Source organism: Streptomyces sp. NPDC087844 (genome assembly GCF_044742785.1).
In the GTDB taxonomy this organism is placed as follows: domain Bacteria; phylum Actinomycetota; class Actinomycetes; order Streptomycetales; family Streptomycetaceae; genus Streptomyces.
In genome coordinates this window covers 354415-370008 of sequence record NZ_JBIUVD010000001.1, presented here as the reverse complement: position 1 = coordinate 370008, position 15594 = coordinate 354415, and the positions used below count along the sequence as shown (strand labels likewise).

Annotated in this window: 10 protein-coding genes; 9 read left to right on the top strand and 1 reads right to left on the bottom strand. The window is 70.0% G+C overall.

All coding sequences use genetic code 11. The annotated features are described in order from the left end of the window. Window positions 1-74 precede the first annotated feature (74 nt). Window positions 75-974, top strand: a complete 900-nt coding sequence (locus tag ACIOKD_RS01450; RefSeq protein WP_402076642.1) for an alpha/beta fold hydrolase — start codon at window positions 75-77, stop codon at window positions 972-974. 289 nt (window positions 975-1263) lie between these two features. On the opposite strand, the gene ACIOKD_RS01445 is transcribed toward ACIOKD_RS01450, so the two are convergent. Further along, window positions 1264-2508: an FAD-binding protein gene (locus ACIOKD_RS01445; protein WP_402076641.1), complete on the bottom strand. Its 1245-nt coding sequence runs from the start codon at window positions 2506-2508 to the stop codon at window positions 1264-1266. A gap of 333 nt (window positions 2509-2841) precedes the next feature. Here ACIOKD_RS01445 and ACIOKD_RS01440 point away from each other — a divergent pair, with 333 nt between their 5' ends. The 8 genes from ACIOKD_RS01440 (at window position 2842) to ACIOKD_RS01405 (ending at window position 15520) form a co-directional block, all read left to right on the top strand. Continuing rightward, window positions 2842-3819, top strand: a complete 978-nt coding sequence (locus ACIOKD_RS01440) for a hydroxyacid dehydrogenase (protein WP_402076640.1) — start codon at window positions 2842-2844, stop codon at window positions 3817-3819. A 125-nt stretch (window positions 3820-3944) separates the two neighbouring features. Continuing rightward, window positions 3945-5009, top strand: a complete 1065-nt coding sequence (locus tag ACIOKD_RS01435) for a LacI family DNA-binding transcriptional regulator (RefSeq protein ID WP_402076639.1) — start codon at window positions 3945-3947, stop codon at window positions 5007-5009. A gap of 363 nt (window positions 5010-5372) precedes the next feature. After that, window positions 5373-6713, top strand: coding sequence for an ABC transporter substrate-binding protein (locus ACIOKD_RS01430; RefSeq protein ID WP_402076638.1), 1341 nt, complete (start codon window positions 5373-5375; stop codon window positions 6711-6713). A 5-nt stretch (window positions 6714-6718) separates the two neighbouring features. Beyond that, the gene (locus tag ACIOKD_RS01425; protein ID WP_402076637.1) at window positions 6719-7651 is read left to right on the top strand and encodes a carbohydrate ABC transporter permease; all 933 of its coding nucleotides are present in this window, start codon (window positions 6719-6721) and stop codon (window positions 7649-7651) included. Between the two features lie 74 nt (window positions 7652-7725). Next, window positions 7726-8607: a carbohydrate ABC transporter permease gene (locus ACIOKD_RS01420; RefSeq protein ID WP_402076636.1), complete on the top strand. Its 882-nt coding sequence runs from the start codon at window positions 7726-7728 to the stop codon at window positions 8605-8607. 40 nt (window positions 8608-8647) lie between these two features. Then, window positions 8648-12268, top strand: coding sequence for a Tat pathway signal protein (locus tag ACIOKD_RS01415; RefSeq protein WP_402076635.1), 3621 nt, complete (start codon window positions 8648-8650; stop codon window positions 12266-12268). 134 nt (window positions 12269-12402) lie between these two features. Next, a complete protein-coding gene (locus ACIOKD_RS01410; RefSeq protein WP_402076634.1) occupies window positions 12403-13758 on the top strand; it encodes a radical SAM protein in 1356 nt (451 codons plus the stop codon). Window positions 13759-14002: 244 nt separating this feature from the next. Then, window positions 14003-15520, top strand: coding sequence for a cellulose binding domain-containing protein (locus ACIOKD_RS01405; protein WP_402076633.1), 1518 nt, complete (start codon window positions 14003-14005; stop codon window positions 15518-15520). Window positions 15521-15594: the final 74 nt, after the last annotated feature.

Below are 15594 nucleotides of genomic sequence, written 5' to 3'. Positions count from 1 at the left end.
ACGGCCACCCTTGACTTCGACAACTTGGTTGTCTACCGTACTGGACAACCAGGTTGTCCATCTAGGAGTTCCCCGTGACCACGACCATGCCCTCGGGCGCGACGCTGCCCGGCGTCACGCACCACCTCGCCGACGTCAACGACACGCGACTGCACTATGTCTGCGCGGGCGCCACCGGCTCGCCGATCCTCCTGGTGCACGGCTGGCCGGAGACCTGGTGGGCGTTCCGCAAACTGATACCGCTCCTCGCGCGGTCCCACCGGGTCCTCGCCCTCGACCTCCGCGGATTCGGGGACTCCGGCAACGCCGCGGACGCCGCGTACGGTGAGGCGGTCGCCGCCGAGGACCTGCACCAGCTCGTCGAGCACATCGGCGCGGGCCCCGTTCACCTCGTGTGCCAGGACATCAGCGGCGGCACCGGCTTCCGCTTCGCGGCGACACACCCCGAGGACGTCCTCAGCTTCACCGGAATCGAGACGACCCTGGCGGGGTACGGACTCGAAGCCCTCGCAGACGTGAACAACTCCGGTTCCTGGCACGTCGGGTTCCTCGGCGCTCCGGGTGTCCCCGCGATGCTCCTGCCGGGCCACGAGCGCGAGTTCCTGGCCGACTGGGCCTTCCCGCTGATGAACGGGACGGAGGGCGCCCTCACCGCGAGCGATGTGGACGAATTCGTACGCACCTACGCGCGCCCGAATGCCTGGCTGGGCACGGAGGGCCTGTACCGGTCCCTCTTCACGGACGGCGGCGCGACCAGGGCCCTGGCCGAGTCGCGTCCGCTCGCTGTCCCGGTGCTCACCGTCGAGAGGGCCGGCCATCCCTTCACCGAGAACACCTTCCGTCAGGTGACCGCCGGTGAGATCACCGCGGTACACCTTGAGGGAGTCGGCCACCTTGTCGCGCAGGAGGCTCCGGAAGCGCTCGCGGCGACGATCCTGCAGTTCACCGCACGCGTGGACGAGGGGCGCGACTAGAGGGCTTCTGATGGATCTCCGCGGCGTCGCGGCGCCCGCCACGCTCCCCCAGCCTCCGGCCGGGGGGACCCCCACTCGCCGCACCGGGCACAGACCCAAGTACGTCCAGTACGCGGGACTGCGCCCGGCACTCCCCCAGCCTCCGGCCGGGGGGACCCCCAGAGCGCGCACCGAACGCCGCTCCTTCCCCACGGAGATCCATCAGAAGCCCTCTAGACGTGCCGCAGAGGGCCGGGACCGCGGCCCGGCTGATCAAGGGCGCGCGGCCCACCGTGGCCGGTGACGCCGCTCACGGCCCGAGGAGCGAACCCACGAACGCGTTCCGGAACGTCCCCGTCGGGTCGAGGTCCGCGACCAGGGCCGTGAAGTCACCCATCCGCGGATAGCGCCCACGCAGCTCCGAAGCCTCCGCCGTGAACACCTTCCCCCAGTGCGGACGCGCGTCGAAGGGCGCGAGTGCCTCCTCCAGCCGCCGCACCACGGGCAGCACCGCCGCCGTGTCCTCGACCCAGGTGAAGTGGAACGCCACGGTGTCCCGCCCGTACGCCGGACTCAGCCACTGGCTGTCGGCGGCGACCGTCCGCACCTCGCAGATCTGCAGCACGGGCGCGACCGTCCCGCGGATCGCGTCGACGGCGTGCAGGGCGTCGACGGCGTACGAACGCGGCAGCAGGTACTCCGACTGGAGCTCGGCCCCGCTGCTCGGGGTGAACTCGGGCCGGAAGTGCGGCAGCCGCTCGTGCCAGGGCCCTGGCACGCCGAACTGCTGCGTGCAGTTCACGGCGGGCATCCCCGGCACCGGATGCATCGCCTCGGCGGCGGGCTCGGCCCACGGGAAGCCGTCCCACGGCACGTCGGTACGCCGCTTCACCCACGCCTGCACGAACCCCGACTGCCGCCAGTCGGTGAACAGACTCACGCTGTACGCCGACGCCGACACCGTCTCGAAGTCCAGCCCGGCGAGAGGCAGCCGGCCGAACACATGCTGGGCGACCTCGAAGTCCGGCTCCAGGGCGAGGGTCAGCGCGGTGACGACACCGAGTGCGCCCAGCGAGGTCACGGCGCCGTCGAAACGGGCGTCGTCGCGGTCGATGGTCAGGGTCGATCCGTCCGCGAGGACCAGCTCGACCTCCCGTACGGGGGAGGCCAGCGAGCCGTTCGCGTTGCCCGAACCGTGTGTGCCGGTGGCCACCGAGCCCGCCACGGAGATGTGCGGCAGCGAGGCCATGTTGGGCAGGGCGAGCCCGTGTCGCTGCACCGTCCGCGCCAGCTCCGCGTACCGGACTCCGCCGGCCACCCGGACCGTACGGGTCGCCGTGTCCACCTCGACCGACGGCGGGAGCGCGGTCAGGGAGAGCAGGACGCCCTCGCTGCCCGGGTCGGCGATCAGGTTGAAGGAGTGCCCGCTGCCGAGCACTCGCGCGTGGGCGCTGCGGGCCACCAGTGATCGGAGCGCGTCCAGTGAGTGTGGGCGCTGCAGCTCCTTGGCGGAGTATGTGATGTTCCCCGCCCAGTTCCTCAGGGCCTCGGTCATCCCTCGTCCTCCCGCCAGAAGTCCTGCCTGGAACCTACCTCGCCGTGATCGGGGTGTCGTCCGCGGGCCGGTGGAGGTCGATCGCGCAGTTCCCCGCGCCCCTGCAGAGCGGGGCTGCGCCCCGGCCCTGTTCTCCGGCTGCGGCCCGGTGGGGGCGAGCCGCGCGGCCAGCCGCAGCGCACCCGCACCGACTCAACCACCCCCAGCCGGCGGCGCCCCCGTCCATTGACCCCCTCGCGCCACGGGACCTACCGTAGAGACCGGTTGCTACAGAGGCGTCACCGACCGGGAAGGTCACCACCCTTGCGCCCACCCCCCACCGCCCTTTTCGCCATGACCGCCCAGAACGTGCCCCAGATCTTCCCTCCAGAGGTGCTCGCCCGTCTGCGCGCCGCGGTAGAAATCGATCCCACTCTGACGGTCGAGAGCTTCGCCGACCCGTGTGCCGGGGGTGCACTCGCCGACACCGAGATCCTGATCACCGGCTGGGGCTGCCCCCGTATCGACGAAGCCGTCCTCGACACGGCCCCCGCGCTCCGCGCGATCCTGCACGCGGCCGGCTCGGTCAAGGACCTCCTCTCGCCCGCCGTCTGGGAGCGAGGCATCGTCGTCTCCTCGGCAGCCGACGCCAACGCGCTGCCCGTGGCCGAGTACACGCTGGCCATGGTCCTCCTCGCAGGCAAGGACCTCCTCGCCCAGCGCGACCGCTTCCGCACCCGACGGGCCTTCCCGCAGGGGGAGATCGTGCCGGGCATCGGCAACTTCGGCCGCCGCGTGGGCATCGTCGGAGCCTCCCGCATCGGCCGGCGGCTCATCGAACTGCTGAAACCCTTCGACCTGTCGGTGAGCCTCGCCGACCCGTACGTCGACGCGACGGAGGCCGCCGCCCTCGGCGTCCGGCTGCTGCCGCTCGACGACCTGCTGCGCACCAGCGACATCGTCACCGTCCACGCCCCGCAGACCCCCGAGACCCATCAGCTGATCGGCCGCCGCGAACTCGCCCTGATGCCGACGGGATCCGTGCTGATCAACACCGCGCGCGGCGGCCTCCTCGACCACGACGCCCTCGTCGACGAACTGCGCGCGGACCGGCTCGGGGCGATCCTCGACGTCACCGACCCGGAGCCGCTGCCCGTGGACTCGCCGCTCTTCGACCTGCCGAACGCGTTCATCACCCCGCATCTCGCGGGCTCCCAGGGCAACGAGGTGGCCCGGCTCGGCCTCGCGGTTACCCAGGAGGCCGAACGGCTGGCGCACGGAGGGGAGTTGGCCCACGCCGTCGACCACGCCGTACTGGAACGCACGGCCTGAATCCGGGGCGGCGGCGACCCCGGGCCGCCCCCACAGGGCGACCGGTGCACACCGGAGGGCCGACGCACATCAGAGGACCGGTACACACCAGCGCACCGGTACACACCAGAGGAGGAGAGCCACCGGTGGCCGAGAAGGCGGCACCCCTGCGGATCAAGGACGCCTCCACGGTCCGGGACGTGGCCGCGCGAGCCGGTGTCTCCGCCTCGACCGTCTCCCGGGTGCTGGGCGGTACCTACCCGGTCGCCGCGACCACCCGTACCAGGGTCCTCAAGGCGATGCGCGACCTCGACTACGTGGTCAACGCCCACGCCCGCGCGCTCGGCGGCTCCACCAACAAGACGGTGGCGTTCGTCGTGGACGACGTCACCGGCCCCTTCTACGCGCACATCGCACGCGGCGTCGAGGAGCAGGCATCGGCCGAGGGCAGGCTCTGCATGCTCTGCACGACGCACGGCGACCCGCAGCGCGTCCTCGCCGTGGTCGAGACCATGCGCGAACAGCGCGCCGACGCCGTGATCGTCGTCGGCGGTGCCTGGGAGGACAAGGCCTACCAGGACCGTATGACGCACTTCGCGCACGCGCTCGACCGGGCGGGCTCGCGGCTCGTACTGGTCGGCAGGCCACCGCTGGGGCCGGGGGTGCCCGCCACGGTCGTCGAGTACGACAACGAGGGCGGTGCCTTCGCGATGACCACCCACCTGCTCACCTCGGGCCACCAGCGCATCGCCTACCTGGGCAGGGTCCCCGGCCTGTCCACCAGCTCCCAGCGCATCGACGGCTTCCGGCGCGCCCACGAACTGCTCGGGCTCGCCCCGGACCCGGACCTGATCCTCGACGGCGCGTTCAACCGCTCGCACGGCTACCGGGGCGCCCGTGAACTCCTGGCGTCCGGAGCCGAGTTCACGGCGTTGTTCGCGGCCACCGACATGGTCGCGGCGGGCGCGCTGCAGGCGCTGCGCGAGGCGCGCGTGCGGGTGCCCGACGACGTGTCCGTGGTCGGCTACGACGACGTGCCGCTCGCCCTCGACCTCTTCCCGGCCCTGACCACCGTCAACGTCCCGCACGAGGAACTGGGCCGCGCCGCCGTCCGGCTGGCCCTGCACCGCGCCGAACTCCCCGAAAGCGGGCACCTGGTGCTCGGCACCCACATCGTGCTGCGGGACTCGACGCGGCGACCGGGACACTGACTGCCCAGACCCGCTCCCCGCTCCCCGTGCCCGCTCCCCGCGCACGGTTCCCGCTCCCCGCTCCCCGTGCGCGGTCCATTTTTCGCCGTGCAAGACAACCGGTCTCTATGAGATCCGCCGTCCGATAGACGCCTATTTCGCACTCGCCGGTTCGAAATCCCGTGCAAACACGGCCAGTTGGCCCGGATTCCCAGTTTTCTCTGCCCGAAGTCTTGCCGACCCCCGGCACCGGTCCTAGCTTCCATAGAGACCGGTTTCTAAGACGCCTTCGGACGGTACGACCCGAGCGGCGGCCGGTCCTCCCTGCCTCCGCCATGTCCTGATCGTGCCCTTTTACCCAGCCCTCGTCCCTCAGGAGCCGCCATGCCCCACTCCCGTGTCCCGCGCCGCGCGGCAGCGCCGGCCGCCGCCCTCGTCACCGTGCTCGCTCTCACCGCGACGGCCTGCGGCGGCTCCGGCGATTCCTCGGACCAGTCGAAGGGGCCGGTCACGATCGAGTACTGGAGCTGGACGGAGACCAAGAACGTCGACCCGGTCGTGGCGAGGTTCAACGCCACCCATACCGACATCAAGCTCAAGTTCGTCAAGCAGGCCGACAACCCGGGCACGGCCCAGAACCTGCGCAACGCGGTCGCCGCCCAGAAGGACGTGCCCTGCCTGGTGCAGAACTTCGGCGAGGTGCCCAGCCTGGTCGGTGAGGGCCTGCTGAGCAGCGTCGACAAGGAACTGGAGCCGTACCTCGACCGCTTCAACCCGGCCGCGCTCCCGAACGTCCGGGCGGGCGGCGCCTATTACGCCGTACCGACCGGCTTCAACCCGACGTTCATGATGATCAACCGCTCGGTGTACGACAAGTACGGCATCGATGTGCCCAGGACCTGGGACGACGTGATCGCCGCGGGCAAGAAGCTCAAGAAGCACGACGTGTACGTCATGAACCTGGCCGGTGAGGACCCCTCCACCCTGGTCAACCTCGTCCAGCAGGCGGGCGGCACCTGGTACGAGCAGAAGGGTGACAGCTGGCGGATCGACTTCCTGTCACCGGAGTCCCGCGAGGCCGCCGACATCGTCCAGCGACTCGTGGACGGCGGTCTGGTCGCCAACCGGACCTACCAGGACCGGCCCGCCCTGATCAGCTACTTCGACTCCGGCAGGATGGTCTCGCTGCCCACGCAGACCTGGCAGCTGCAGAACTACGAGCTGAACTACAAGAAGTCCCTCGGCGACTGGCAGCCCATCGACCTGCCCCAGTTCTCCGACGCCAAGGAGTTCACCACCTCCTCGTACAGCGCCAACAACGGCGTGCTCGTCCCCAAGGGCTGCGAGCACGTCGAGGAAGCCGTCGAGGCGGCCGTGTGGATGAAGACCACCAAGGCCGGTATCGACGCCACCTACCAGAAGGACACCAAGCAGTACGAGTGGCCGGGCGCCCTCAAGGACGTCACACCCTGGGTCGACTCGGTGGTCACCGACAAGCTGTTCGGCACCCACAGGTCCGAGGCCCGCGGTGTGATCCTCAAGTCCGTCGACCACGCGAGGAGCAACTGGACGGTGGGGCCCAACTACACGGGTGTCTTCGCCGAGTTGCAGGACCAGTGGGCGAAGATCGTGACAAGGAGGATCACGGTCGAGCAGGCTCTGGAGCACTTGCAGGAGTTCACGGTCGACGACCTGAAGTCCAAGAACATCAACGTCGAGGGCTGATCGGCGTGGCAGCCGTCACCGGGTCGCCGTCCCGGGCCACGCGTCTCGGATGGCGACGGATCATGGCCCTGAAGGGCGCCTCGTTCACGGTCCCCTTCTTCCTCGGGTTCGCCCTGTTCACCCTCACACCCCTCGTCATGGCACTCAAGGAGAGCCTCTACCGGGAGAAGGGCTCGGGGCTCGGATTCGGCGCGAAGACCGTCGAGTTCGTCGGTCTGGACAACTTCGTCGAGGGCTTCGCCGACGAGCGCTTCTGGGCCTCGATGCTGCGCGTCGGCCTCTTCGCGGTGATCAGCATCCCGCTCATCCAGGCCGCCGGTGTCGGACTCGCGCTGCTGCTCGACGCGGCCTCGCAACGCGTCGCCGACCGCTTCCGCATCCCGCTGCTGATCCCGTACATGATCCCCGGCATCGTCGCCACGCTGATCTGGATCTATCTGTACAGCCCGGTGGTCGGACCGCTCACCCCGTTCTTCGAGCTGTTCGGCATCGACGCGAACTTCTACGGCGGCGATCTCATCTGGGTGTCCATCGGCAACCTGATGGCGTGGAGCGGGATCGGCTTCAACATGCTGATCGTCTACTCGGCGCTGCGCTCGGTCGACGCCAACGTCTACGACGCGGCCCGCATCGACGGCGCCTCCGAGTGGCGGATCGCCTGGTCGGTCAAGGTGCCGCTGGTCCGCCGCTCCCTGGTGCTCACCACCGTGCTCAGCATCATCGGCACCCTGCAGATCTTCAGTGACACGATGCTCTTCAAGTCCATGGCACCGGAGACCGTCACCCGGGACTTCACCCCGATCATGGCGATCTACGACTGGGCTTTCCAGCAGGGCGACTTCCACTACGCCTCCGCACTCTCGGTCATCCTCGCCCTGGTGGTCGGCGCCACGTCCGCACTGTTCTACCGCCTCACGAACAAGGCCCCCACCTCATGACCGTGACTGTCGGCCCCTCACCCTCACCCTCACCCTCACCCTCACCCTCACCCTCCACGTCCGCAGCCCGGCGGGTGAAGCGGGGCACCGCTCCCCGCGGGGGAACCGGCCCCGTCCGGCACTCCCGCCGGACCAGGGCCCTGGTCCTCGGCGGCGTGGTGTTCTTCACGCTCTACTCGCTGGCCCCCGTGTGGTGGCTGATCGTCTCGGCGACCAAGAACCAGTCCGACCTCTACACCACCAACGGCCTGTGGTTCGCCGACCTGCACTTCACGGACAACCTCAAGGCGCTGTTCACGTACCAGGACGGCATCTTCCTCAAGTGGCTCTGGAACACCCTCTACTACGGGGTGCTCGGCACCGCGGGCATGACCCTGGTCTGCGTCGCCTGCGGCTACGGGCTGGCGATGTACCGGTTCCGCGGCCGGGGCCTGCTGATGGGCTGCGTCATCGGGTCCTTCCTCGTCCCGCACGCACTGCTCACCATTCCGTCCTTCCTGCTCTACACGGACCTCGGGATCGTCGACAGCCCGTTGGCGATCATCGTGCCGAGCCTGTTCAACGCCTTCTCCGTCTACCTCGCCAAGGTGTACGCGGAGGGCGCCATCCCGCCGGAACTCCTGGAGGCGGCCCGGATCGACGGGGCCGGTGAGTACCGGATCTTCTTCATGGTCGGCGCACGCCTCATGTCCACGGGCGCGGCCACGATCTTCCTGCTGGGTTTCGTCGGTTCCTGGAACTCGTTCTTCGGGCCGCTGGTGTTCCTGCGTACGCCGGAGAAGTGGACCGTGATGGTCGGCCTCTACTCCTGGCTGAAGGTCAAGGTCGACACCTCCACCGACCTGACCGGCATGGTGGTCGTGGGCTCGCTGCTCTCCCTCGTCCCGATGGTGCTCCTGATGATCTCGATGCAGCGCTTCTGGCGCTCGGGCGTGACGCTCGGCTCCCTGAAGTAGTCAACCCCCCTTCCGCCGCTGGTTGTTGTGAGGATTCCGTATGCCCGTCACCAGAAGATCCGTCATGGCCGGAGCCGCCACCGGCACCGGTTCCCTCGCGCTGACCGGGTGGTCCTGGACGGCCGCCGGGCAGGCATCCGCAGCCGGGGACGACCAGGAGCCCGCCGAGGGCACCGGGCGCCTCGACCTCCTCGACTTCGGCGACCCGGACTCCGAGTCCGCGCACCACCTCGACGCCCCCGGCTCCGCCGTCGTCAACGGCAACGCGGGCGACCGGGCCCGCGTCGCGAAACCCCTGGCCACCCCGGGGATCAGGACCGGCGACCTCCGCTTCACGGTGCGGGTCGACCCCCTCCACCAGAACTACCTCACGGTCAAGTTCTGGGGCGGCGACAGCTCCCCGTACAAGACGATCGCGTACATCGGCGGCCGGCAGATCGGCTATCGGCGTTCCGGGGACTACGAGGCACTGAACACCGGCACGGTCCGTCCGCTGCCCGGCCGGTTCTTCTACGCCACGGTGATGCTGCCGCTGGAGCACACCAAGGGCAGGGAGCGGGCCGAGATCACCCTGCGTACCTATGACGCGGCCTTCAGCGCCATAGTCACCGGCGACTCGCGCGGCTATTTCCGGGCGTACACCCACACCGGCGCGTACCTCGACGTGAGCGACGAGCCGCAGGCCGACTTCACACCGCCCACGGACACGGTCGCGGACGTGTCCGAGACGCAGAAGCAGGCACTGGTCGACGGCTATGTGACCGGGCAGGTGAAGCTCTTCGGCACGTACTCGGCGAAGGTCGACGCCTCGGCGACCGCGCGGCTCAGCATCGTTCGCTACCAGGACGAACTCCGCTTCTACGCCACCGCGCTGACGCGGTCGAGCTGGTGCCCGGCGAAGTCCGCCGCCGAGCGCAAGGCGGCCCTGCTCCGGGTCTTCAAGTGCGTCGACAACCACACCGGGGACTACTACGCCGACACCAGGCTGCTGGCCCGCGGCGGTCACCAGGGTGACTGGGGCGGCTACTACGGGGCGCTCGGCGAGGCGCTGTACGTCGTGGAGAACCTCATCGCCGACGACGACGTCCTCGGCCGCCAAGCCTTCGAGGCGTTCCTCGACGAGCCCTTCACCACCGGGACGAGCGAGGGGGAGACCTCGATCGAGGACGTCGACCTCGACGGCTCACCGCTGACCCGCCGGGCCGCCTGGGGCCGCGTCCTGAAGGCCAACTTCGATTACGCCCGCTCCCGGCTCTCGTACATCTACAACCAGGTGATGTACACGTACGAGGGCGCCTGGGAGGCCCACGAGGGGCTGCGGGTCATCGGTTCGCAGTTCTACGAGGGCAGGGCGCGCGCCCATCGCATCGCGGGCGAGGCGCTCGGCTGGCTGCCGTTCCTCGGCGAGGAGGTGCTCGTCGGCCCGGACGGCCAGGACCTGGACCTCTTCCACTCGCTGTTCCAGCACGACACCACGGCCCGCTGGACGGACGACTACATCAAGTACGTGATCAAAGGGCTGGCCAGGTCCAAGCTCGACAAGAACGGTGACGTGGTGCGCCGACTGCCCCTCGGCAGGCACTACACGACGATGACGGAGGCGGGCCACACCCGCGAGAACGGCTATGTCGCCAACTACGGCGAGGCCACGAACTACCTGCCCGAGTGGTTCCACCGCACCTGGGGGCACGAGGGCGACGAGGACCTGAACGACCGCATCCTGGAGACGGCACTGCGCAACCTGCACGCCCGCTCGCTGGCCCGGATGACGGACCTCGACGACAACCTCAAGCGCACGATGCGCATGGAGATGGTGATCGACGAGCGGAACACCAACTACCCGGGCTTTCCCGGCTATGTGCTGCGCATCTCCGAGGGCCGCATCCTCAACTACGTCTCGCTGTCGCGGCACATGGCCGAGCACGCCGACCGGTACACCGCGAGCCGCTGGGCGAGCACGCGCGCGTACGCCCGCGAGGCCGTCGGCTTCGCCCAGCAACAGCTCGCCGACCACCAGTACTTCAGCTCCTTCGCGGCCGTCACCGGCAAGAACAAGTACGACCTCACGCTCGGCGAGACCTACGCCTACCTGAAGTCCCACGAGCCGACCGGAATCGTCCACCCGCACACGGACTTCGCCCACTACACGGCCGCGGAGCTGGACGCCCTGGCCGTGGACGAGCGCGACCACGAGCGCTTCGCGTGGGTCGACGTCGACTGCATGTTCGTGACGCTCAGGGACGGAGACCTCCACCTGTGGGGCCAGCTCAACGAGCGGCAGCGGGGTTTCGCACGCAATGGACGCCTCCACGTCCGGCGGGCGAACCATGACCACATCGTCCAGATCAACACCAATGCCCGCTTCCGGTACGAGGACTACTGGGCCCGCATGGACAACATCGACGTCGACTTCATGGAGGACCAGCAGACGGCTGACTCCTCGGCACCCCAGGCGCTGGCGGGCGAACTCGCGCCGATCACCTTCCAGCCGGGCGTCGGCACGGTGCACCGCGAGAACTTCGAGGCCGACCACGCGTACTCGGGCTACCCGGACCTGCTGACCGCCCGCTACGGCCGCTATCTCTTCGTCTTCAACACGACACGGAAGGCGTACGGGAACGAGCGGGCGTACGAGGTGGAGGTGCCGTCCGTCCTTGAGCGGACAGTTCTCGACCTGGTCACCGGCGAGGACCTGCCGGTGCGCGGCGGCACAGTGCGGGTGCCGCCCAGGACCGGCCTGGTACTGCGGCTCCCGACCGACCGGGTAGCCGAACTCCCGCCCGCGCACGTCGACTTCGTACACACCCTGCCCGGCGACGGCTCGGTCACGGTGACCTGGCAGACGACCGCGGGCGCGGCGCACTACGAGGTACGGCGGGCGACGCGCCGCAGGGGCCCGTACGAGGTCCTGTCGGCGAACGAGAGCGGGCGGCACTTCACGGACACCTCCGCGCGCCCCGGCGAGACGTACTTCTACACGGTCACGGCGGTCAACGACGGCGCTCGCGGCTGGACGTCGCACAGCATCCGGACCGAGCTGCCGAAGCCCGCCTCGCCCGGACTGCGGAACTCGGGCTGGCGGGACGACGCCCTGCACACCGCACGGCCGGGCAGCACGGCGGTGCGCGGCTCGACCGTCCGGGTGCTCGGCGCGCGGGGCGACGGACTCGGCGAGGGCGACGACTACCGGGTGTCCTCGCGTGACATCGAGGACCAGCTGCACTACGTGAGCCGTCCGCTGGCCGGGAGCTTCACCCTCACGGCCCGCGTCACCGGAGCGCACGGGCCGCTCACCGGACTGATGCTCCGCGACCGCGTCACCGCCGACACCCGGCACCTGTTCTTCGGCGCGGACGACGACGGGCAGCTCGTCCTCCACCACCGCACCCGCGACAGCCGCCACGACTGGCAGGACGACCCGCGCTCACCGGTCACCCGCCGGCTCGCCGGGCAGAGCCTGACCGCGACGCCGTACCTCCGCGTCGTCCGCGACGCCGACACCCACCTCGTACACGGCCAGGTGTCACCGGACGGCACGACCTGGATGACCGCCGCCACCCTCTTCACGCCCTTCCCCCACGCGGTCCACGCGGGCTTCGCGGCGACGGGCGACGCGGTGTTCGCGCAGGTGGCGGTGGGTGTGCCCGGGGAGACGGGGTGACGCTGCCCGGGTCTCTCCCGGGGTGCCCCACCGGCCCGGGAGGGCCCCGGCACAGGCCGCTCCGGAGGCGGGGCATACCGTGAGGAGTCGAACACGGCCGTCGGGAGCACGCCGCAGGGAGCGAGGAGGACGGGATGGGCAGCCGAACCGCGCTGGTCGAGGACCTGATGGAAAGGTTCCCGCACGTACCGCGAGAGGCGGTCTTCAAAGAAGACCTGCTCCGCGGGGGTGTGGCCTTCGACGACTCCGCGCTCAGCGACAACGAGGGCGGCGACGTCAAACCGAAGTCCTACTTCATCTTCTCCTTCGACCACAGCACCCTGCCCGAGCTGGGCGAGGCCGCCCTGCGCCGGCCGCCCGAGGAGATCATCCTCACCGGTGGCCCGTACGACCTGCGGAGGACCGTCGTGTCCGTCCGCGTGAACCCCTCCTCGCCCTACCGGGTCGCCGCGAGCCCCGACGGCATGCTCGGGCTGTACCTCGACGGGAAGCGGATCTCGGACGTCGGGGTGCCGCCGATGCCGGAGTACTACCGGCACAAGCTCTCCAACGGGAAGTCCGTCATGGAGGTGGCCCCCACGATCCAGTGGGGCTACCTGATCTACCTGACGGTCTTCCGCGTCTGCCAGTACTTCGGCGCCAAGGAGGAGTGCCAGTACTGCGACATCAACCACAACTGGCGCCAGCAGAAGGCGGCGGGCCGCCCGTACACCGGGGTGAAGGACGTCGACGAGGTCCTTGAGGCGCTGGAGATCATCGACCGGTACGACACGGCGAAGGTGTCCACCGCGTACACGCTGACCGGCGGCGCGATCACCTCCAAGCTGCAGGGCCGCGACGAGGCCGACTTCTACGGCATGTACGCCAAGGCCATCGAGGAGCACTTCCCGGGGCGGTGGATCGGCAAGGTCGTCGCCCAGGCGCTGCCCCGCGACGACGTGCAGCGCTTCAAGGACTACGGAGTGCAGATCTACCACCCCAACTACGAGGTGTGGGACGAGTACCTGTTCAAGATGTTCTGCCCGGGCAAGGAGCGCTACGTGGGCCGCGACGAGTGGCACAAGCGCATCCTGGACTCGGCGGAGGTCTTCGGCGCGCGCAATGTCATCCCCAACTTCGTCGCGGGCGTGGAGATGGCCGAGCCCTTCGGGTTCACGACGGTCGACGAGGCGATCGCCTCCACGACGGAGGGGCTGCGGTTCTTCATGTCGCAGGGCATCACGCCCCGCTTCACGACCTGGTGCCCCGAGCCGACGACCCCGCTGGGCAAGGCCAACCCGCAGGGCGCGCCGCTGGAGTACCACATCCGGCTGCTGGAGGCCTACCGGTCGACGATGGACGAGTTCGGGCTCGCCTCGCCGCCCGGATACGGGCCGCCCGGACCGGGCAACGCGGTGTTCTCGGTCAGCTCGTTCATGGACAGCCTCCCGGCGAACGCGCCGGTGGGGGAGGAGAAGGAAGCGGGTACGGACGAGGTGCCGGTGGCCTGAGGGCCAGGGCGGCCGACAGGGGGCGAAGGGCGGGGCGAGGTGCCGGTGGGGACGTACGTCTGAGGCCGGTGGGCCCGGTGGGGCATGAGACCGGCGGTAACCGGATGTGGTGGTGCCGCTTGTCAGTTGTGCGGGAAGCGTGAAAAACTCGCCCGGTCGCGAGACGTCCCCCGCAACTCCCGTATTGAACGGGTGAGTTGACCCCACTTGAACCCCCATCTGGATGCAGGTGAAACCCCCACCCATGCCAGACCTGCCGACCCCTCAGGACGCCGCCGAGGCAACCTTGTTCTCGGAGTGCTGGGACGCGGTTCTTTCCTACGCCGACCTCTGCACCGGCGGCTCCGCCGACGCACGCCCCCTGGCCTCCGAGGCCTTCTCCCTCGGCATACGCGAAGCGCGTGCCGCGGAGGCCCAGACCGGCGGCAGAAGCTTCGGACGCCGGGCACGTACGCCCCGGCTGCCCCGCATACCGCTCCTCCTGACCGCCGTACGACAGACCACCATCGACTGGGAGGCCCAGGGTCACGGCGACCGACTCGTACCCGAACTGCGTCTGTGGCTCAACTCCGAGCACGCCGAGCGCTTTTCCGGCCCGCCCCTGCACCGGCCGCTGGCCCTGCGCGGGCTGCGGGACATGCAGGAACCGGACGCCGCGCTCCTGTGGCTGAGCGAGGTCGAGGCCATGCCGACGGCCGCGGTGGCCCGCCGGCTCGGCCTCGATCCGGCGGGCCTCGTCGAGGAACTGCAGCAGGTGCGCGGGGTGTTCCGCGACCGCTGCCACCGCAATCACCTCGACACCCCGCTCTCCGAGGAGTGCCGCAGCTATGCCCGGCTGCTCGACGCGGTCACCCGCTCGCCCGCCGCCGACGTGCCGGACGACCTGTCACGGCACCTGGCGCGCTGCGTCGAGTGCGCGGAGGCCGCCGCCTGTCTGAAGCACAGCGGGGGCGGGCTGCCGTCCGCGCTCGCGGGCGGAGTGATCGGCTGGGGCGGCCTCGCCTACCTCGAACGGCGGCGCAGGGCCGTCGAGTCGGGGCTCAGCCGCAGTGCCGCCGACGACACGGACGAACCCGCCGCCTGGATGCGGGAGAGCGGCGGCCGGGCCCGGATCGGGCGCGCCGGGCTGCTGGCCGTGGCCGCCGGGGTCTCGCTGCTCGCACTCGTCGTGACCCTGGTGCCCTTCGGCTCGGGGGACGACGGCACCGAGACCGCCGCGGAGTCGGGCCGGCAACCCGTGGGGGAGCAGGTGCCCTCGTTCGACGGCCTGCCGTCCGGCTCCGGTTCGGTGGGCGAATCGACGTCGTCCACGGCGTCCCCGAAGACGCCGAAGTCCAGCGCCGGCGCGGGGGCCGGTACGGGGCCCTGGTCGGAGAAGGAGGCCCAGGGCGACTCGTCGTCCTCCGCCGAGCAGGACGGCATCCAGCCCGATCCCAGCGAGCCCGCCGTCTGCCACGCCAGGTACGACCTGGTCAGCGAGTGGCCGGACGGATTCCAGGCCACCGTCATCGTCAAGTCCGACTACGCCCTCGACACCTGGCGCGTCGGCTGGACCTTCCGCGACGGACAGAAGCTGACGCAGATGTGGGACGGCGGCTTCGACCAGAAGGGTTCCCGGGTGTCGGCGAGCGCCGCCGACTACAACAAGTCCGTCGCCGCGGGCGGCTCACTCGCGGTGGGCTTCCTCGCGTCGTGGCGCGGTGAGAACTCGGCGCCGGTCGACTTCACGTTGAACGGGCGGAGCTGTACGCACTCCGACTGAGCGGAGCGGAGCCCCGCCGCCCCCGTGTCCACCGTGACCATCGCGGACACGGGGGCGGCACTCGATCTCGGCCG